At 54.7% G+C, this 22792-nt stretch carries 3 protein-coding genes; all 3 read left to right on the plus strand.

Features of this window, described 5'->3' with window-relative positions; genetic code table 11:
- Nucleotides 1-22: 22 nt before the first annotated feature.
- The 3 genes from ABH899_RS10750 to ABH899_RS10760 all read left to right on the plus strand — a co-directional run bounded on the left by ABH899_RS10750 (nt 23) and on the right by ABH899_RS10760 (nt 22792).
- Nucleotides 23-7981 carry an amino acid adenylation domain-containing protein gene (locus ABH899_RS10750; protein ID WP_369996053.1) on the plus strand — a complete coding sequence of 2653 codons (7959 nt, stop codon included), beginning with the start codon at nt 23-25 and terminating at the stop codon, nt 7979-7981.
- Nucleotides 7982-8075: 94 nt separating this feature from the next.
- On the plus strand, nt 8076-14645 hold the full coding sequence (locus tag ABH899_RS10755) for an amino acid adenylation domain-containing protein (RefSeq protein ID WP_369996054.1): 6570 nt from the start codon (nt 8076-8078) through the stop codon (nt 14643-14645).
- A gap of 41 nt (nt 14646-14686) precedes the next feature.
- Nucleotides 14687-22792 (plus strand): amino acid adenylation domain-containing protein, encoded by an 8106-nt coding sequence (locus ABH899_RS10760; protein WP_369996056.1) that lies wholly within the window; start codon nt 14687-14689, stop codon nt 22790-22792.

Raw genomic sequence — 22792 nt, forward strand, 5'->3', positions numbered from 1 at the left:
GGTTGCAGAGGGGGAGTTACGGATGAGTAAAGGGCTGGAAATTGAGAAAATGTCCCATTTGACGCCTTTACAGGAAGGCATGCTGTTTCATGCGCTGATGAATCCCGATTCGCACGCCTACCTGGAGCAGGTGAGCCTGTCCATACGCGGAGATCTGGATGTGCAGGCGCTGGAAAGGAGCTTTTGCCTTCTTGTGAAGCGGCATGAAACGCTCCGTTCGAATATGTATCACAAAAATGTCGCGAAGCCCCGGCAAATCGTATTCAAAGAACGGGAGGCTTCTGTCTTTTTCGAGGATCTGGCCGTGTTACCGGACAGCGAACGGAATGCCGAACTTGAATCGTTGATCCAAGCCGATAAAAATCGTCCTTTTGACATAAGCAAGGAACTGCTGGTGCGGTTAACTGTCCTTCGGACAAGCCGGCAGGAATATACGCTGCTCTTCACGTTTCACCATATTATCATGGACGGCTGGTGCATCGGCATTGTGCTGGAAGAGCTTCTCAGTTACTACGAAGCCGAGAAAAACGGACGGCAAGCGTCCCTTTCTGAGGTCCGGCCTTACAGCCTTTATGTGCAGTGGCTGCAAAAGCAGGATCAGACGGCTGCGTCGGATTACTGGCGGGCTCTGCTGGAAGGCGTGGAAGAACCGTCGGGCTTGCCTGGCAATACCGGGATATCCGGGGGTAAAGGCTACCTGCCGTCGGAACGGAAGTTTACGGTCGGGGCGGATACGGCTCGCCAGCTCCGCGGCATTGCGGAACGCAGCGGTGCGACAATCAGCAGCTTGTTCCTGGCCGCGTGGGCACTCATTCTCGGTCGCTATAACCGAAGCGAGGATGTCGTTTTCGGGACTGTCGTGTCAGGCAGACCGCCGGAGATTGAAGGCATTGAGCGGATGGTGGGCTTGTTCATTAATACGGTTCCCGTGCGGATCTCGCTGCAGTCGGACAACACGTTTACCGGTTTGTTGAAGGAAGTTCAGCGGCAGACGGTTCAATCACGTGCGTACGACTATTATTCACTGGCGGAAATCCAGGCCCAATCGGCCTTGAAACAGGATCTTATCGGGCATATCGTCGTATTTGAAAATTATCCGCTGCAGGAGCTGATCGGTCAGGAGGATTTGGAAAACCGGCTCGGATTCGCTATTACGGAGGCGGGATTATCCGAGCAGACTCCTTACGATTTCAATATCGAGGTAGAAGACGGGGAAGTTTTAAACATCACGCTTTCCTATAACGGACACACATACGGCGAAGCGGAAATCATGAGAATTCAGGGGCACTTGGAGACGGTTCTGGGCCAAGCCTCCAGCCAGCCGGAAAAAATCGTCTCCGAATTCACTCTTTTGTCCGAGCCGGAGCGAAAAGAACTTGCGGAAGTATGGAGCGGTACTTCGGCCTCTTATCCGGAAGGGACGTTTCATGAGCTTTTCGAGGCACAGGCGGTGCAGACTCCGGATAAAACGGCGGTCGTGTACGAAGAGACCTCGCTGACCTACGGGGAGCTGAATGAGCGGGCGAATGTGCTGGCGCGTATTTTGAGAAAACAGGGCGTGAGGCCGGACAGTCCGGCCGCCGTTCTGCTTGAGCGCTCGGCCGATATGGTGACGGCAGTTCTCGCCATTCAGAAAGCGGGCGGTGCCTATATACCGATCGATCCGACTTATCCGGCAGAGCGCATTGCATACATGCTCCGCGACAGCGGTGCCCGGGTACTGCTTACCCAGGCAAAACTGACCGGTCTGCTCCATGGAGCCGACTATCTAGGAAATATTCTCGATATGCAGGGCTTTCTGGAAGCCGCGGAAAATCAAGGTTTTGTAAAGCCTTTGAAAGCGGGGGCGAAAGAGGCCCCGGATTCAGGTGAGGAGAAGGCCTGGCTTTCCGGTTTGAACCCGAAAGAAGCGGTAAGCAACCTTGAGCCGGTCAATAAACCCGATGATCTTGCTTATGTGATCTACACGTCCGGAACGACGGGCAATGCCAAGGGTGTGATGATCGAACACCGGCACTATGTGAACACTTCATTCGGATACCGGTACGGGTATCGTTTGGGGGGATTTGACGTAAAACTCCTGCAGATCGCGAGTTTTTCGTTTGACGTATTTGCGGGCGATCTCGCACGGACGTTCGTGAACGGGGGAACGATGGTTATTTGTCCCCAGGAGGTGCGGATCGATCCTTCCGCGCTGGCGAGCTATCTGGAAAAGCATCGGATCACGGTGTTCGAATCTACGCCGGCTCTCATTTTGCCGCTTATGGAGCACGTGTACGATCATGGGACGGACATCAGCGCGATGAAGCTGCTGATCACGAGCTCCGACAGCTGCAGTGTGCACGATTACCGGACGCTGCTGTCGCGTTTTGCGGGAAGCATGCGGATCATGAACAGCTACGGTGTGACGGAAGCGGCCATCGATTCGAGCTTTTACGAGGAAGCTGCGGACAAGCTGCCTGAATCCGGCAACGTTCCAATCGGCAAGCCGCTGGGAAATCACCGTTTCTACATCGTGGATTCCGCGCTGCGGCCGGTCCCGGTGGGTGTGGCGGGCGAGCTGTGCATCGGCGGAGATTCCGTGGCGCGCGGCTACCTCAACCGTCCTGAACTGACGGCGGAGAAGTTTGTCCCCAGCCCGTTTGCCGAAGGCGGACGTTTATACCGGACGGGAGATTTGGCCCGCTGGATGCCGGACGGAAACGTCGATTTTATTGGCCGGATCGACTACCAGGTCAAGATCCGCGGATACCGCATCGAGCCCGGCGAGATAGAATCGGCGCTGCTAAAGCTTGAAGGAGTCGCGCAGGCCGTTGTCACCGACCGCACGGATTCAAGCGGGCACAAGTATTTGTGCGCTTATGTGGCGGGCCATGCCGACGAGGCCGGGCTGCGGAAGCGGCTCTCCGCTGAGCTGCCGGGCTACATGGTTCCGGCCCATATCGTGCGGCTGGAAAGCCTGCCGCTTACGCCTAACGGCAAGATTGACCGCAAGGGTTTGCCTGCGCCGAGCGGGGATCCGGCACCGGTGTCGGCTTACGCCGCACCGCGCACTTTAACGGAAGCGCAGCTCGCGGAGCTGTGGCAGGAAGTGCTCGGCGTCAAAACCGTCGGCATCGACGATTCGTTCTTCGAGCTTGGCGGGCACTCGCTCAAGGCGGTTCTGCTCATTGGCCGCATCGCCAAGCAGTTCAGCGTCGAAGTGCCGCTGCGGGAAGTTTTCGCCCATCCGACCGTGCGCGGGCTGGCCCCGCTAATCGCCGGCTCGGAGGAAAGCGCCTTTGCGGACATAGAACCAGTCGGCGAGAAGGAATACCATCCGGTATCTCCGGCTCAGAAAAGACTGCTCATTATCGACCGTCTGGGAGACGCGGAGAGCGCTTATAACATGTGCGCCGCGCTGGAAATGACAGGTCCGCTTGACAGAGAGCGGCTGGACGAGGCGTTCCGGACGATGATCGGCCGCCATGAGTCCCTGCGGACGTCTTTTGCCGTCATCGACGGAGCACCTGTGCAGCGTATCCACAAAGCGCTGGATTTCCGGGTTTCCTACCGCGAGCTGGACTCGGACGGGCACCACGAAGCCCGCGCTGAAGCCGCCACGGCATTGGTAAGCGGGCTCACGGAAGAGGCCGAAGCCGTCTCAGGCGGTGTGCAAGTCGGAGCGAAGCAGCCGGATTCGGTGCTGGAATCGCTAATCGGGCCATTTATCCGCCCGTTCAATCTGGAGCAGGCGCCTCTTATACGGGCGGAGCTGATCAAGCTGGAAGAAGGACGGCATCTGCTTCTGGCCGACATGCACCACATTATTACCGACGGTATCTCGATCGAAGTATTCGTTGAGGAGTTCAGCCGTCTTTATGCCGGCGAGACGCTTCCTCCGCTCCGCATCCAGTACAAAGATTTTGCCGCGTGGCAGAACGGGCAAATCGCCCAAGGGGCGGCCGAGAAACAAGCCGCGTACTGGAAGGAGCTTTTCGGCGGCGGAGAAGACGTGCCTGTTCTGGACATGCCCGCGGATTATATCCGGCCGGCGATCAAAAGCTTTGAAGGCGACAGCCTGACCCATGAAATCGACAGCGGACTGACCGCCGACTTGCACCGCTTGTGCGCCCAGACGGGGACGACCTTGTACATGGTCCTTCTCGCTGCCTTCAATACCCTGCTTCACAGATACACCGGGCAGGAAGATATTGTCGTAGGATCTCCGGTAGCGGGACGCCCGCACCCCGATCTGGAGACGATGCTGGGAATGTTCGTCAACACGCTGCCGATGCGGAACTTTCCTTCCGCCGATAAGCCGTTTACGCAATTTTTGAAGGAAGTAAAAGACAGAGCGCTGCATGCCTACGAAAATCAGGATATTCCGTTCGAGGAAGTCGTCGAGCGTCTGCAACTGCGCCGTGACGTGAGCCGCAACCCGCTGTTCGATGTGATGTTCGTCCTGCAGAACACCGGCATGAACCAGTTCCAGTTCGACGGGATTACGTTCCGGCCGGTTGAGTTCGAGATGGGGATCGCGAAATTCGATCTGACGCTGAGCGTCGAAGAGTTCCCCGATAGGCTCGGCTTGTCGTTCGAATATGCGGTCAAGCTGTTTAAGCGGGAAACGATCGAGAAGCTGAGTCGTCATTTCCTTAATATTCTTGAAACCGTCGTCCGCAATCCGCATGTGAATCTCGCCGATATCGAGCTGCTGACCGAAACGGAAAAACGCCGGATTATCGTGGAATTTAACGATACGAAGGCCCAGTTCCCGGAAGATAAAACGATCCACGGGTGGATCGAGGAGCAGGCTGCGGAGGATCCGGACCGGATTGCCGTCGTTTTCGGCGGGAACCGGCTCACCTACGGGGAATTGGACGAGCGTGCGAACCGCCTCGCCCGTACTCTGAGGGCCAAAGGGGCGCGGCCAGACGGAGTTGTCGCCATTTTGACCGAGAGATCGGCCGAAATGATGATCGGTCTCCTTGCCATCCTGAAAGCGGGCAGCGCGTATTTGCCGGTCGATCCGGCTCATCCCCGTGACCGAGTCGGCTTCATGCTGGATGACAGCGGAGCACGTATCGTGCTTACCGTATCGAAGTGGGCCGAGCAACTGCCTGCCGGGTACGAGTGCATCCTGCTGGATGAGGAGAAATCTTATCATGAAGATTTCAGCCCGCTGTCTTCCGATGGAGCGGCAGGGCCCGGAAATCTGGCTTATGTCATTTACACGTCAGGTACGACCGGTAATCCGAAAGGCGTTATGATCGAGCACCGGGCGCTGGTGAACCGAATTCACTGGATGCAGAAAAAATACCCGATCGGCCGCGACGATGTCATTTTGCAAAAAACGCCTTACAGCTTCGACGTATCCGTATGGGAGCTGTTCTGGTGGGGGACACAGGGCGCACGAGTCGTATTCCTGGCTCCCGGCGGAGAGAAAGAGCCGCAGCTTATTGTGGATGAAATCAAGCGAAGCCGCGTGACCACCCTGCATTTCGTTCCTTCCATGCTGTCTGTCTTTCTTGATCATATCGAGCAAAACAGGCAGGCGGGAGACTTGGGCTCGCTCCGTTATGTTTTCGCCAGCGGGGAGGCGCTTCAGGCCCAGCATGCCAACCGGTTTGACCGGCTGATCGGTACCCCGGCCGGAGCCGTACTGGCCAATCTGTACGGTCCTACCGAAGCGACCATCGATGTGACGTATTTCGATTGCCCGTCAGGTCAGCAGCTGGAGCAGGTGCCAATCGGCAAACCGATTGACAACACGGAGCTGTTCATCGTGGACGCCAAGCATCAAATCCAGCCTGTAGGCGTACCGGGGGAACTTTGCATCGCCGGCACGGGCTTGGCCAGAGGTTACCTGAATCGTTCCGAGCTGACAGCGGAGAAGTTCGTACCGATCCCGCACCGCCCCGATGCGAAGATGTACAAAACGGGAGATCTGGCCCGTTGGCTGCCGGACGGCAGCGTGGAATATATCGGGCGGATCGACCATCAGGTCAAAATCCGCGGCTACCGGATTGAATTGGGTGAGATCGAAGCGAGGCTTTTGAACCGGGACGAAGTAAAAGAAACGATTGTAATGGACCGGACGGACGCGAACGGGCAGAAATATTTGTGCGCCTACCTGGTTTGCACGGAAGATGCGGAGTTGACGGTTTCCGAGATCCGCGGCGGACTCGCCGAAAGACTGCCGGATTATATGATACCCGCGCAGTTCGTTTTTCTGGATGCGATGCCGCTCACAAGCAACGGCAAAATCAACCGCAGGGCCCTTCCGGAACCGGACGGCTCGGTTAGGCTGACGGCCGATTACGTCCAGCCGGAAACGGAGATGGAACACACATTGGCCGAAATCTGGCAGGACGTGCTGGGAATCAAGAAGGTGGGAGTGCGCGATAATTTCTTCGAACTGGGCGGCGATTCGATCAAAGCTCTGCAGATTGCCGCACGTTTGAACGGCAGAGGGCTCAAAATGGAGCTGCGGGATTTGTTCCGCCATCCGCAGATCGAGCTGGTGATTCCTTATATCCAGGTTGTGCAGCGGACAATTCCCCAAGGGATCGTCCAAGGGCAGACGGAGCTTGCTCCTATTCAGCGGAGATTTTTCGAGCGTCACCATACGGACCGGCATCATTATAATCAGGCCGTTATGCTGAAAAGCAAAGGCAGGCTGAACGAAGAAGCGCTTCGCCAGACTTGGGATAAGCTGACCCTGCACCACGATGCGCTCCGCACCGTATTCCGGCCTACGGAAGAAGGCGGCGTTACAGCTGAAACGCGGGACTGGAAAGAGGGAGAGGCATACGATCTGCTGGCCTATGATCTTACTCTTGCGCGAGAACCCGGCCCAGAGATCGGGACGCTTGCGGATAAGCTGCAAAGCGGATTCGCGCTGAATCGCGGCCCGCTTGTAAAGCTCGCTCTTTTCCGCACAGCCGAAAGCGACCATCTTCTGATCGTTATTCATCATCTGGTTGTCGATGGAGTTTCCTGGAGAATTCTGCTGGAAGACCTGGAAACCGCCTACGGACAAGCGCTGGACGGCCCTGCCGTTTCACTTCCGGCCAAAACCGATTCCTACCGCGAGTGGGCTGCCCGGCTGGCGGAATATGCGAACAGCAGCCGCGCTCAATCGGAACTGAGTTATTGGTCCGCTGTCTCATCGCAGATTCCGGATTCGCTGCCGTACGATAATAAGACAGCTTCGGATAAAGTCGAAGACGACAGAGACTTTGAAATCGAGCTCGACCGCGACAGCACGGAAAAGCTGCTTAAACACGCGCAGCAAGCCTACAACACCGAAATTAACGATCTGCTCCTTACGGCGTTAGGGCTTTCTTTCCAAGAATGGAGCGGATTTTCCCGGATTGCCGTCAGCATCGAGGGGCACGGCCGGGAAGAAATTATGAAAGATGTGGATGTATCCCGTACCGTCGGCTGGTTTACCGTCATGTATCCGTTTGTGCTTGATATGAGCGGCCAGGGAGACTTGGGGCATCAGATCAAGCTGGTGAAGGACGGGCTGCGACGCGTACCGAACAAAGGAATCGGCTACGGCATTCTGCGCTATTTAACAGAAGGCATCCATCTTGAGGAACTCCCTTTCGCTTTCGAAGAACCGCAGATCAGTTTTAATTACCTGGGACAATTCGACGGCGAGGGCGACGGCGGAGCAAGATTCGGGCCTTCCTCTCACCAGACAGGCGATGAAATCGGAGGCGGCAGCGAGAGACCGTTCGCTTTCGATATCAACGGGCAGGTCTCGGATGGAGTTTTTCGCTTAACCTTCAATTACAACCGTCATCAGTACCGGGACGACACGGTCGCGAAGCTGGCAGGCGGATTCAAGAAACACCTGCTGGAGCTGATCCGACACTGCTGCGAAAAAGAGACCGCCGAGCAGAGCCCGACCGACTTTACTTACCAGAACCTATCCATCGGACAGTTCGAGAATATGGCGGCCCAGTTGGCCGGCAAACTAAAACTTTAAAAACCTTTGGTCCTCCCCGTTTCACCGCTTAAGGCGGACATACGCTTCCGGGCTGTCCTGCGGGACGGCCGGAAGTTTAAAGGAGAGTGAAATTGTGTCTCAAGTGAAGATTAAGGACATCTATCCGCTGTCCCCCATGCAGGAAGGCATGCTGTATCATTCCATGCTGGATCGGGATTCCGAAGCTTATTTTCAGCAAAATATCATTACCGTCGGTGAAGTGTTGGACCGTGAGCTGGTTCAGAAGAGCCTTCAGCTGCTTATAGAGAGATACGATATTTTCCGCACGGTGTTTGTATATAAAGAAACGGAGCGTCCCCTTCAGGTGGTGCTCCAGGAAAGAGAGGCGCCTTCCGTCCATACGGAAGACGTTAGCGGCTTGAGCGAGGCTCGCAAAACGGCTGCGCTTGAACAGTTTACCGGAAGCGACAGGACGAACGGTTTCGATTTGGAAAAGGACGTTCCACTTCGTCTGGCTTTGTTTAAATGGAGCGAAACCACCTGCAAACTCGTATGGAGTTTTCCCCATATCGTTATGGACGGCTGGTGCCTCGGCATCGTCGCCAACGACTTTTTCAGCCTGTATACTTCGCTTCGGGACGGAATTCGGGCCAACCTGGAGCCGGTGTATCCGTTCAGCAGTTTTATCCAGTGGCTGGAAAATCAGAACAGGGAAGAAGCCGCAGCTTATTGGAGCAAATACTTGGATGGCCTGGAAAACGAAACGACAGTTCCCGGGTTCAGCCGGGCGGAGGGTAACACCCCTTTCCGGCTTGAACATCATTCTTTGAAGCTGGACGCCGCACTTACACACAAGATGGAGCAGATCGCAAAGCGCCAGCAGGTTACGGTAAGCACTGTCTTCCAGACAGCCTGGGGCATGCTTCTCCAAGGGTATAACAACAGCACGGATGTCGTGTTCGGCACCGTCGTTTCGGGCCGGCCCGAAGAAATTAAAGGCATCGAGAACATGGTGGGGCTGTTCATCAATACAATTCCATTACGCATCAGCGGGGAGAAGAGCGAAAGTTTTGCCGCCTTATTGAGCCGTGTGCAGAGCGACTGGATGGAATCCAACGCGCATTCTTATCTTTCGCTTGCGGACATCCAGGCGCAGTCCCAGTTAAAGCACAATCTGATCCGTCATCTCGTTGTGTTCGAAAATTATCCGATATCCGAAGAACTGATCGGAACCGGAGATGAGACCGGAGGAGGCGGGCGGACGGACGGGGAACCGGCCAAAAACAGCCTGCGCATCACGGAAGTGGACGGCTTCGAGCAGACAAACTATGAGCTTACGCTGACGGTAATACCGGGACGAGAGCTTGAAATCAAGTTCAGCTATAATGCGGAGATTGTCGGACATGCGGGAATCCGCGCGATTGCCGGGCATCTGCATCAAGTGCTGGAGCAAATTACGGAAACGCCTGACATTCCGTTGGACAGCATAAATCTGCTCACGGATGAAGAACGCGGCCAACTGCGTGCGTTTAACGACACTGGCGCTTCCTATCCTGCCGAGAAAACCATGCACGGCTGGTTTGAACTTCAGGCAGCCATGACACCGAAAAAAATCGCCGTCATATTCGGTGAGAAGCGTCTTACGTACCGTGAACTGAACGTGCGCGCCAACCGTCTCGCCCGGCAGCTGCGCTTAAAGGGCGTGGAGCCGGACTCAGTGGTCGGTATTCTTTGCGAGCGGTCCATTGAGTTGATGGTCGGGCTGCTGGCTATATTGAAGGCGGGCGGGGCCTATCTGCCGATTGATCCGGGGCATCCGCAGGAAAGAATCGATTATATGCTCGCCGACAGCGGGGCTGTTCTTGTACTTGCGCAGAAGGATTTGTTGGAACGTGCTCCGGCCGGTGCAGAAACTGTCGAGCTCGATGCTGAAAATCTTTTGACGGGTGACGGAAGTAATCTTTCTCGCGGATCGGGACCGGAGCATCTAGCTTATGTCATTTATACGTCAGGTACGACCGGAAATCCGAAGGGGGTCATGATCGAGCACCGCGCCCTGATCAACCGCCTTCACTGGATGCAAAAACGCTACCCGTTGGACGAAAAAGACGTCATTTTGCAGAAAACGCCTTACAGCTTCGACGTATCCGTCTGGGAGCTGTTCTGGTGGGGGGCGTACGGGGCTAAAGTCGTTTTTCTGGAGCCGGGCGCGGAAAAAGATCCGGCGCAGATCGCAAGGGCTATCGACAAGTACAATGTGACGACGATACATTTTGTACCTTCCATGCTATCCGTTTTTCTTGACCATGCGGAAAGCCGGTTGGAACCGGGTGCTCTGGCTAGTTTGCGCTATGTATTCGCCAGCGGAGAAGCACTCAATCCTCAGCAGGCGAACCGGTTTAATTCGCTGTTTTACCGGACCAACGGCTCCCGGCTGATCAATCTGTACGGACCGACGGAAGCGACCATTGACGTTTCCTATTTTGATTGCTCCTTTGGAAAAAATCCGCTGGATCGCGTGCCGATCGGAAAACCGATTGATAATATCCGACTTTACATTACGGATAACGCTGGCCGCCTCCAGCCTGTCGGAGTTGCGGGCGAGCTCTGTATCGCAGGTACGGGGTTGGCCAGAGGCTATTTAAACCGGCCCGAACTGACAGCTGAAAAATTCGCGGCAGCGGATTTCGATCCTTCCGGCCGCATTTACAAAACGGGTGATCTGGCCCGATGGCTCCCGGACGGCAACATCGAATATCTCGGACGGCTGGATCACCAGGTCAAAATCCGTGGCTACCGGATTGAGCTGGGCGAAATCGAAGCGGCTTTGCTCCGGCATCCGATGGTAAAGGAAGCACTCGTGATGGACAGGACCGACGGGCAAGGCCAGAAGGTATTGTGCGCCTATCTCGTTTGCGGTCCGGACCCGGCTCCGGAAACGGTACTTCTGAGGGAGTCCCTTGCCGCAAAGCTTCCGGGGTATATGATTCCTTCTTATTTCGTATTCCTTCCGGAAATGCCGCTCACATCCAACGGCAAAGTGAACCGCAGAGCGCTTCCTGCACCGGACACGGTCTGGGATGAAAGCGGGTATATTCCGCCCGAGGGCGAAATGGAAGAAGCGCTTGCCGCCATCTGGAAGGAAGTGCTAGGGGTGGAACACCTCGGTGCCGGCGATTCGTTTTTTGACCGGGGCGGGCACTCCCTGAAAGCGGCGCTGCTGGTTTCCAAAATACATCAACGGTTGCAGGTTGATCTACCACTGCGTCAGGTGTTCGAGTCGCCTACGATCCGTTCCATGGCCGAAGCGATCCGCAAGGAAGCCTACTCGGCTCACCAAGCTATCGAACCTGCCGAACCACGTGACGTTTATCCTGTCACTTCGGCGCAAAAAAGATTAATGGTGCTGGATCAACTCGAACAAGAGAGCACGGCTTATCATATTCCGCATGTGCTGATCAGCCGGGTTCCATTGGATCGCAGACGCCTTCAAACCGTTTTTGAGAAGTTGATCGCCCGCCATGAGCCGCTTCGTACTTCCTTTGAGCAGATTGAATCCGATATCGTTCAGAGAAATCACCCGGAGGTGGTTTTTGAAGTAGAAGAAATCTCTTTGTCGGGAGCGGAGGAAACTTCCTTAACGGAACTTGGCGGAAGCGGGGAAACGAAGGAGAAGAGCGGGATTGAGGAGATTCCGGCATTTTCGGGATTATGGGAGATCGTGAAAACCGATGAAGAGATCGCACCGGAAAATACGGGCGGTAACGGAGCGAGCGATCATCCGGAAAATCGGACTGCGGTACAAGATATCCTTACACCTGCCGAGAAAGAGGCGCTTGACCGGGTTATCGAAGGGTTCATCCGTCCCTTTAACCTGGCGGAGGCTCCGCTCATCCGAGTTGGAGCGGCGAATCTGACCTGCGGGGGAACGGCGCTTCTAATCGATCTGCACCATATTATAGCCGACGGTGTTTCCATGGCGGTTATTGCCAATGAATTTAACCGGCTTTATGCCGGAGAAGAGCTGGCTCCTCTTAAAATCCAGTACAAGGATTACGCCGTCTGGCAGCAAAAACGCAGTTCCAGTGGCGTTTTGGACGCCCAGGAAGCTTATTGGACGGAGAAGCTGAGCGGCGAGCTGCCGGTTCTGAACTTCCCGACCGATTATATGCGGCCACCGCTCCAGAGCTTCGAGGGAGACCAGTTTGTCTTCAAGCTCGAATCAAGTGAAACCGAGGCGTTGAAGCAAACGGCAGCCCGTGCCGGCGCGACCTTATATATGGTCCTGCTCGCTTCATTCAACACGCTGCTGCATCGCTATACGGGACAAGAAGACATTATTGTCGGATCGCCCGTCGCCGGCAGGACGCATGCGGATTTGCAGCCGCTGATCGGGATGTTCGTCAATACGCTGCCGATGAGAAGTTTTCCCGCCGGGGATAAGACGTTCAGTCAGTTGCTTGAAGAGGTCAAGCAAACCGCGCTACAAGGGTTCCAGAACCAGGAAATTCCCTTGGAGACGATTCTGGACAAGCTCTCTCTCAAGCGCGATTTAAGCCGAAATCCTTTGTTTGATACGATGTTTATTTTTCAGAATCTCGGTATAGAAGAGATCGGCCAGCCAGGTGAGCTGTTCCAGTCTTACGAGTTCGGACATGCGGTAGCGAAGCTGGATCTGACACTCCAGGCGGAAGAAAACGAAACCGGCGGCATCGATTTCCACTTTGAATATGCAACCGGCTTGTTCAGAAAAGAAACGGTTCAGCGGCTTGCGGGTCATTATCTTCGCATACTGGAGGCTGCCGTTCGCAATCCGGACATGAAACTGTCGGTAATCGATATGCTGGAAGAACGGGAACGACACATGCTTGTGGAGTCATTTAACGATACGGCCACTGCATTCGCCTACGACAAAACGATTCACCGCCAGTTTGAAGAACAGGTAGCCTTGACTCCGGATGACCCTGCTTTGTTGTTCGGGGATCAGGTCTTTACTTATCGGCAGCTGAACGAAAAAGCGAACTCGCTGGCCCGCACGCTGCAAAGTCACGGAGTCGGACCGGACCGGCTCGTCGGGCTGCTGACGGAGCGCTCTCCTTCGATGATGATCGGCCTCCTGGCTGTTCTGAAAGCGGGCGGCGCCTATGTGCCGATTGACCCCGATTACCCGGCGGCACGCGTTGCCTACATGCTGGAAGACAGCGAAGCCCGTGTGCTTCTGACCGAGGGAGCACTGGCGGAAGGTTTACAGACTGAGGGTGCCGTCATCTCCCTTGATGAGGAAGGAGTTTACAGCGGCGAGACCGGCAATTTGGAGCCTGCCAGCGAACCTCATCATCTCGCTTACGTCATCTACACGTCGGGCTCGACGGGGAATCCGAAAGGGGTCATGCTCCAGCACCGTTCCGTATCGAACTTCTTTACCGGAATGCGGGAAAAAATCGAATTTGTCCCCGGTCGTAAAATTTTGGCTTTAACGACCGTATCTTTCGATATCTTCGTGCTGGAGACGCTGCTTCCGCTCACCTGCGGGATGAGCGTCGTCCTTGCGGAAACCCTGCATCAGACGGAACCGGGAGCGCTCAGCGGCCTGATTTCCGTTCACGGTATAGATACGCTGCAGATTACGCCTTCGCGCCTTCAAATGCTGCTCGGGAGCCCTGAAGGGGCCTCAAGCCTGCAGAACGTCCGCAATATTCTCGTAGGCGGCGAGGCTATGCCGACTGCGCTTCTGCGTTCACTGCAGGAATTCCCGGATTTGAACATTTTCAACATGTACGGACCGACGGAAACGACTGTTTGGTCTGCCGTGCAGAACCTGACGAACGCCGCCTCCATCGATATCGGCAGGCCCATCGCCAACACACAGATTTATATTGTCGACGCAGGAGGCAAGCTGCAGCCTGCCGGAGTGCCGGGCGAGCTCTGTATTGCGGGCGAAGGACTGGCACGCGGGTACTGGAACAGGCCTGATCTGACGGCGGAGAAATTCGTTCCCTGCACGTTCGGCAAAGGCGGGGGGCGCATGTACAAGACAGGCGACCTTGCCAGATGGATCCCGGACGGCAGCCTCGAGTTTCTCGGACGTTTGGACCACCAGGTCAAGGTCAGAGGGTATCGTATCGAACTGGGTGAGATCGAGACCGCTCTCGTCCGCCATGAAGCCGTGGAAGAAGCTGTCGTCCTCGCCAGAGAGGATGTTTCCGGCGGACACACGTTAACGGGATATCTCGTTGTGAAAACGGAGATTCCGGCATCGGAAATCCGTACCTTCCTTGGACAAAACCTGCCGGATTACATGATCCCGGCCGCATTCGCCCAGCTTGAGAAGTTCCCTTTGACGCCGAACGGAAAAACGGATCGCAAAGCGCTGCTCGGCCTGGATGCCGTGCAAACTTCCGCAGCCGATTACGTTGCTCCCGGAGACGAGATCGAGGAACAATTAGCCGCCATGTGGGTCGGCATCCTGAGTGCTACCAGGGTGGGAGTTCATGATAATTTCTTCGAGCTCGGCGGACATTCGCTCAAAGCGTCTTTATTCGTTGCCCAAGTCCGTGAACAATGGGGAATCGAACTGGAGCTGCGCCAGCTTTTCCGGCAGCCGACTATCGCGGAAATAGCAGAGCATCTCCGGAAGGAATTGGATGAGATTCGCAGGCTAGAGGAAATTTTACGGGAAATCGAAGCGCTTGAACAGGTATAGAGGGTGCAGACGGTACAGACCAGGAGAGGGGAGTGCGCCAAGTGGATTTATCGAAGCGAATAGCCAGTCTCTCACCGGAAAAACGTAAACTTCTGGAATTGAGGCTCGCTCAGGAAGGATTGTCCGCGTCCCGCCCGGCGGGAGGCGGGGCGGGCACGTCGGCCGGGCCGAGTCCCCTGGAGAAAATGGACGCTTATCCGGTATCGGCCGGCCAGAAAAGGTTGCTTCTGATTCAGGAAATCGGAGATACGGCCGCCGCCTACAATATGCCTTTCGTCCTGCTAGCTAGAGGACCGGTAAATGTCGGGAAGATTCAAGGAGCGTTTGAAGTCTTGATTTCCCGTCATGAAACGCTGCGTACCTCCTTCCGGAAGAAGGATGGGGAGTACGAACAGATCATTCATGAACCGGGCGAGATCTTGTTTAAGCTGGACTATTCGGAAGAAACGGTTTCCAGCGTGGAAGAAGAGAGAAGCGTCATCGAAAGATGCGTTTCCTCATTTATCCGTCCGTTTGATGTACGCCGGGCACCTCTGTTCAGAGCCGCATTGATCAGGTTGGCGCCGGAACGGCATCTTTTGATGACGGATATGCATCATGTTGTTTCGGACGGCCTGTCGCTGCAAATTCTGGCGGAAGAATTCAACCGGATCTACCGCGGTGAAATTCTGCTCGAACTGCCCGTGCACTACAAGGAATACGCATATTGGCAGCAGGAGCGAATACGCGACGGTGTATTCCTCAAGCAGGAAAAATACTGGCTGGACGTGTTCGAGGGCGAAGTTCCCGTACTGAACATGCCCGCCGATTACTCGAGGCCTCAATTGCAAAGCTTCGAAGGCGGACGCTACGAGTTTGAGACGGACCGGGGGCTTGCGGATAAACTCCGCCGTCTGGCCTCGGAGACCGGTTCTACGCTGTACATGGTGCTGCTTGCGGCCTATTACGTTTTGCTTCATAAATATACCGATCAGGAAGACATCGTCATCGGAACTCCAGTCGGGGGCCGGACTCATACACAGCTTCAGCCGCTGATCGGGATGTTTGTGAATACGCTGGCCATCCGCCAGGCACCTGCCGGATCCAAAACATTCCTCTCCTTCTTGAACGAAATCAAGGAAGGAACTCTGGGAGCTTTTGACCACGAGGAGTATCCGCTGGAAAGCCTGCTTGAAAAGCTGGGTCTTCGCAGGGATGTCAGCCGCAATCCGCTTTTCGATACGGTTTTTTCCTTGCAGACTAAAGGTTCCCAGTCGATGGAAATGGACGGATTGCTCCTGGAGCCTTATGAAGCGCAGTCGGGCGTTTCCAAATTCGATCTTTCGCTTTTGGCGGAGGAGGACGAAGAGCTGACGTTTACTTTCGAGTATGCGACCAAACTATACGCAGAACAGACTGTCGAGCGGTTAGCCGGCCATTATATACAGATTCTCCGGGAAATTTCGGCGAACAGGAGTTTAATGCTCTCGCAAATCGGCATGTTGTCCGCAGACGAAAGGCGGCTGCTTCTGGAAGAACTGAACGAGACGGCCGCACCGTACGCCCGAACTTCAACGATACATGGCTTATTCGAAGAGCAGGTGGAAAAACACCCCGACCGTATCGCCATATCGTTTGAGGATCGGCGGTATACCTACAACGAGCTGAATGCACGTTCTAATCGGCTGGCGGCCGCAATGCAAGATTTGGGTGTCGGGCCGGATACCATTGTAGCTATTATGCCCGAACGCTCTCCCGAAATGGTGATCGGCATTCTCGCCATTCTAAAAGCGGGAGGCGCCTATCTCCCGGTAGATCCCGAGTATCCGCAGGAGAGAATCTCGTACATGCTCGAGGACAGCGGAACCCGGATTTTGCTGACGCACCGGCATCTCGCGGGCAATACGGAATTTACCGGACATACGGTCTTTATGGAGGACGAGCAGTGGTATACGGGGATTGAAACCAATCCGCACGTTTCTGTCACCTCTGACCATCTCGCTTATGTGATCTATACATCCGGAACTACGGGTAAGCCAAAAGGCGTCATGATCGAGCATCGGGGTATGGCAAACATGAAGCTTTTCTACGAGAATACGCTGGGATTGGGCCCTGAAGACCGTATCGTGCAATTTGCGAGTTTTTCATTCGACGCTTCCGTTTGGGAAATGTATATGGCGCTCTTTATGGGTGGAGGATTATACCTGGCCCCGAAAGAAAAGCTGGTTCAATTGGATTCCTTTGAAGCGTTTGTGCGGGATAACGGAATAACGCTTGCCATGCTTCCGCCCACTTTCGCCGTTTATCTGGACCCCGGACGTTTGCCGTCGCTGCGGATATTGATTACGGGCGGTTCCGAGTCTTCACCGGAACTGGTCCGCAGATGGAGTCCGCATGTGGATTATTTTAATGCTTATGGTCCGACGGAAGCGACGATTTGCGCGACTGTATGGGAAGCGAAGCGGGGTACTGCCGTGCAAAATCACCGGATGATTCCGATCGGCAAGCCGCTTTACAATACGCAGGTGTATCTGGTGAATGCCGATTTGCAGCTTGTACCTCGGGGAACGGCCGGGGAGCTTTGTATCGGCGGAGAGGCTTTGTCGCGCGGCTACTTGCATCGCGAAGCTCTCACCGACGAAAAATTCGTTCCGAATCCTTTTGAGCCCGGGTGGAAAATGTATCGTACGGGCGATCTTGCCAGATGGCTGCCTGACGGCAATCTGGAATATTTGGGACGTATCGATCACCAGGTCAAAATCCGGGGCTACCGGATCGAGCTCGGTGAAATCGAAACGCGACTACTGCAGCACGGCCGGGTACGGGAGACGATTGTTCTCGTTCACGAAATCTCATCGGAAAAAACGCTGTGCGCGTATTACACCTCCGAAGGGGACTCTCCGGCTGCCTCAGAACTTCGCGAACATATGGCTTCGGGTTTGCCGTCTTACATGGTGCCGGCTCATTTTATCCCATTGAAGGAATTTCCGCTAACGCCTAACGGCAAGATCGACAGAAAAGCGCTCCAAGCGCCCGATCCGTCCAATGGATCTTCCGATGAGTATACGGCACCGGAAACCGAGACAGAAGTTCGTCTGGCTTCGCTGTGGCAGGAAGTGCTTGGCGCGGAGCGTGTGAGCCTCCACGATAATTTTTTCGAACGAGGCGGGCATTCTCTGAAAGCGGCGCTTCTTCTTGCCAGAATCTCGAAGGAATTCGGCGTTGAGCTTCCTCTCCGAAAAGTATTCGAGGCCCAGACATTGCAAGCACAGGCGACTGCAATCACCGTAAAGGGCATAACGGAGGCAGCGTATGCACCGATCCCTAAAGCTCCCGAAAAACCCTGGTATCCGGTATCTCCGGCCCAACGCAGATTGCTGGTCGTACAGGAAATATCGGGAGCCGCAACAGCCTATAACGTTCCTTTGATTCTCGAGGCAAAAGGGGCGCTTAATCCGGAGCAGGTTAATGAGACCTTCCGTAAGCTGATTGCAAGGCACGAAGCGCTTCGGACTTCATTCACCCGAATTCAGGAGGAATATGTGCAGGTTATTCATGATCCGGCGCAGGTCTCTTTTCAGGTAGAGGTTACGGAGCTTACTAATTTGTCCACCGATTGGACGGACGATCACAGTGAAGCGCATATACAAACAATTGCAGATGGCTTTATCCGTCCGTTCGACTTGGGAACGGCCCCTCTTCTGCGTGCGGGTCTCGTAAAGACGGAGGCCGAGCGTCACCTGCTGCTGATCGATATACACCATCTTATTACCGACGGCACTTCTCTTGAACGGATGACCGAGGAGTTTACCCGGCTTTATCGGGGAGAAGAACTAGAGGAGCTTTCTGTCCAGTACAAAGATTACACGATGTGGCAGAATCAGTTATCGGCAGACGGTACCGTGGCACGGCAGGAAAAGTTTTGGTTGGATACGTTCAGCGGCGAGATTCCCGTCCTGAACTTTCCTTCGGATTATGCGCGTCCCCAACTGCAGAGCTTTGAAGGGGCCGTCTATGGTTTCGAGGCGAATCACGAACTTACACGGCGGCTGCAGCAGGCCGCTTCCCGTCAGGGTGCAACGCTCTATATGCTTCTGCTTGCCGCTTATAACGCGCTGCTTGCCCAGTATTCCGGACAGGATGATCTGGTTATCGGCACTCCTGTAGCCGGAAGGCCTCATGCAGATTTGGAGGACGTTTTGGGCATGTTCGTAAACACTCTTCCTCTGCGTAATTATCCGTCAGGTTCGAAGACGTTCGCGGCTTTCCTCGATGAGGTGAAGCAGAACGCCCTGCAGGCGTTTGAAAACCAACTGGTACCGCTTGAGGACCTGATTCTGAAACTTCAGCTGCGCCGGGATGTTAGCCGCAACCCGCTGTTCGATACCGTATTTGTGCTTCAAAATACGGAATCCCGCGAGCTGGGAGCGGATGGCGTCGAGTTTGCGGCGGTTGAGCATCACAACGGAATTTCCAAGTTTGATCTGACTCTCACCGCCCAGGAAACGGAAAGCTCGGAAGGCCCGCTTCTTTCTTTCAGTTTTGAATATGCGACAAAGCTATACAAAGAAGACACTGTGCGAAAATTTGCCGATCATTATGTGCAACTATTAAAGCAAATTTCAGAGAACCCGGACATGTTACTGTCGGATATCGATTTATTAACCGTGAGTGAACGGGACCTGATTTTGGAACAATTCAATGCGACGAAGACAGAGTATCCGAGGGATGCCGCCGTACATGAATTGTTTGAACAACAGGCTGCGCTGAGGCCCGATGAAGCGGCTGTTCTTTTTGGAGACAAGGAGATCACCTACGCCGAGCTTAACCGGAAAGCCAATCAGCTTGCCTGGAAGCTGCGTGAAATTGGTGTCGGAAAGGATACGCTAGTGGGGATTATGGCTGAACGGTCGCCTGAAATGATCGTTGCAATACTAGCCATTCTCAAAGCGGGAGGAGCGTTCCTGCCCATCGATCCTTCGTACCCTGAAGACCGCATCGCGTACATGCTGGATGACAGTGCGGCAGCTGTAATGCTTGCAGGAGACCCGAATTTGGCTCAAAGTTTGCTTGGAGGCTTCAAAGGGACCGTTTTTGGATTGGCGGACCCTTCTGTGTATGCCGGCAGCGAAAGCAACTTACCGCGCACAGCGGACGCGGAATCTCTCGCTTATGTCATGTACACATCAGGTTCGACAGGGCGTCCCAAAGGGGTCATGATCGAGCACCGAAGCGTTGTCCGTCTTGTCAAAAACACCAACTTTGTTACGTTTGAACCGTCGGACCGCATTTTGCTTACCGGCGCGCTTGTGTTCGATGCTTGCACGTTTGAAATCTGGGGCGCTTTGCTTAACGGACTCCAGCTATGCATTGTGCCGGAATCCGTTTTCCTTCACGCCGGCAATCTGGAGGAAGCTTTGCAAGCGTACGGAATTACCACGATGTGGTTGACTTCGCCGCTTTTCAATCAGCTGGCGTTAACCAATCCGGCCTTGTTCGCGCCGCTTCGGTATCTGCTCGTAGGCGGAGATGTGCTGTCGCCGACCATGATCGCTTCCGTAAGAAACGCTTGCCCGCAGCTCACGGTTATCAACGGCTACGGCCCGACGGAAAATACGACGTTCTCCTGCTGCTTTCCTATCGACCGGGAGTATGGAAACATTCCGATCGGCCGACCGATCGCGAATTCCACCGCCTATGTGGTGGACCTGTCGGGCAGGCTGCTGCCTGTCGGTCTTCAAGGAGAAATCTGCGTCGGCGGTGACGGGCTGGCCAGGGGCTACTTGAATCGTGAAGATCTGAGCCGGGAAAAATTCGTGCCGAATCCGTTCCGACCCGGTGAAAGAATGTACCGGACTGGCGATTTGGGACGGTGGCTGCCGGACGGGAGCATCGAATATTTGGGGCGGATGGACCAGCAGGTCAAAATCCGGGGCTACCGGATTGAACCGGGGGAAATCGAGACCCGGCTGCTTGGGCACGAATCTGTGCGCGAGGCATTTGTCGCCGTTAAAGAATCCGGCGAGGGTTCTAAGTTCCTTTGCGCTTATATCGGAACAAGCGAATACCTCACGCCGTCTGAGGTGAAAGCATACTTGAGCGGACGCATTCCCGATTACATGATCCCTGCCCGCTACGTGTTCCTGCCTTCTCTGCCGCTCACGAAAAACGGGAAAATCGACCGCCGCGCGCTTCCAGAACCGGAGCAGGACGGGCTCTCCTCATCCCCGTATGCCCCGCCGAGAAGCACCAAGGAAAAACTTCTGGCAGGTATATGGGAAAGCGTACTCGGTGTGGAGAGAGTCGGTCTCGACGATAATTTCTTCGAACTCGGCGGCCACTCCCTCAAAGCTATCCAGCTTATATCCAAAGCGCAGGAGCTGGGTCTGGAAATAGGGATGCACCAGTTGTTCCAGGTGCAGACGATTCGCGGATTGTCGGAACTTCTTCCTGCCTTTAAGGAGGCTGAAGAAGCCGGATCAGAGTCGCCCCGCAAGCATTCCGTCCATGTTAGGGACAATGCTGGCGTTAAGACTTTCGAAGAAGCGGAGCAACTACTGCACGTCACGTTCGGTCCCGGATTCAGGTTAAAGGCAGACATGCGTGAGGACAAAAAGGTTGTGCTTCTTCTGCTCATTCCTGATCACGAGAAGCGGCTGCCGGAGATTACTGAACTTATCCGTTCCAACTTCCATGAAGATCTTCATCCTCATTTCATCGTACCGCAGGGCGTTTCTGAAGATGGAAACGGGGAAAGGGTTGCAGCCGGTGAGAATGAAAAGACAGGTCTAGAACTGTCAGCAGAAGCGCTTAATTTAACGGAATCGGACCTGCAGGATACTCTGATGCATGTTCAGAAAGAAGTCTCATCCTCCCATGAGGCTTGGGGAACCGCCCTGGCGCAGATGCCGACTGTCGAGCAGTACTCGCTGGCGCCGATCCAAGAATATCATCTGGCTTATCCCGAAGCATCGGGCACGCTCCTATCTTTTGACGAAATGATCGATACGCAGCGGTTAAATGCGGGTTTGCAGCGGGTGATCGGGAAGCATGATCTCCTGAGAAGCCAACTCGTGCAGACGGGGGAACAGTGGGGCTGGGAACTGAAAGAAAGATCACCGGAATTTGCTCTTCCAGTTGTTGATTTATCGGCTTACTTGCCTTCCGTGCAGCAGCGAATCATGTCAGGGCTGTTGAAAGAGCTTTATTTCCGACCTTATGAGCTGGGAGGCAGCGTCCTATACCGGTTTGCCCTGGTTTCGCTCAACTTGCGGGAGCATTACCTGCTGCTTCCGTGCTCGCACATCATCTTTGACGGCATGAGCAGTGAAATTCTCAGAACAGATGTGCTTGCGTTTTACAATGCGGGCGAGGAGGAGGCCTCAAGGCATGAAATAAACAGGCCCGACCACTCGTACCGCAGCTATGTTGGTCAAGTCCGGCAAGGTCCGGCTGGAATCGGCGATGCCGAGATTAACGAACGCTTCAGACTGGAATCTTTTTACCAGCAAACATTGGTGATCGGAGAAGCCCTACAGGGGAAAAACCGCTCCAAAGCCACAAAGTATCTGCATGAGATTAACATGGAAGAGCAGGCTGCCGGAACGGATCTTGCCGAGCGTATGTGGCATAAGGCTCTTGATCTTGCGGAACGGTTTTTCTCAAGGTATTTCGGCTTGGAAGAAGTGCCGGTCTGGCTTACGAATTACGGCAGGCATTATACGGGGCGCCATTATTACGATACGATCGGCGAATGCATCGATCAGATTCCGGTTCTGCTCGGCGGAATATCCGGTGAAGAGAAGCGCTCCGTACAAAATCTTCTTCATGCGGCTTCGACGCATAATCTGAACTTTTTCAACCTGATCTATAATCGGGAAACGGCAGAAGATTATCCGCTGTCCGGCTATTATTTACAGAACAGTCTCCATAAGCTGCCGATTGTTGTGAATTATCTCGGCGAAATCCAGCAAGACGGAGGACTTCTCCAAAGACTGGACGATCCGGACATTAATTCGACGGAAGTTCGGCCTGTCATTTATTTCACCGTACAGCATTCGGGCAACCTTCTGCACATTTCTCTCCTGCTGCCTTATGAGGAAGACGAAGAAACGATCCGCCGCATGTTCGAGTCCGTGATTCCGACCTTCCAGACCATCAAGCAGTAA

The organism is Paenibacillus sp. RC84 (assembly GCF_041260495.1).
Taxonomy (GTDB): Bacteria; Bacillota; Bacilli; order Paenibacillales; family NBRC-103111; genus Paenibacillus_F.

Excerpts from the sequence above, each read along its gene's own strand:
- ABH899_RS10750 (WP_369996053.1), top strand. The coding sequence starts at position 23 with ATGAGTAAAGGGCTGGAAATTGAGAAAATGTCCCATTTGACGCCTTTA.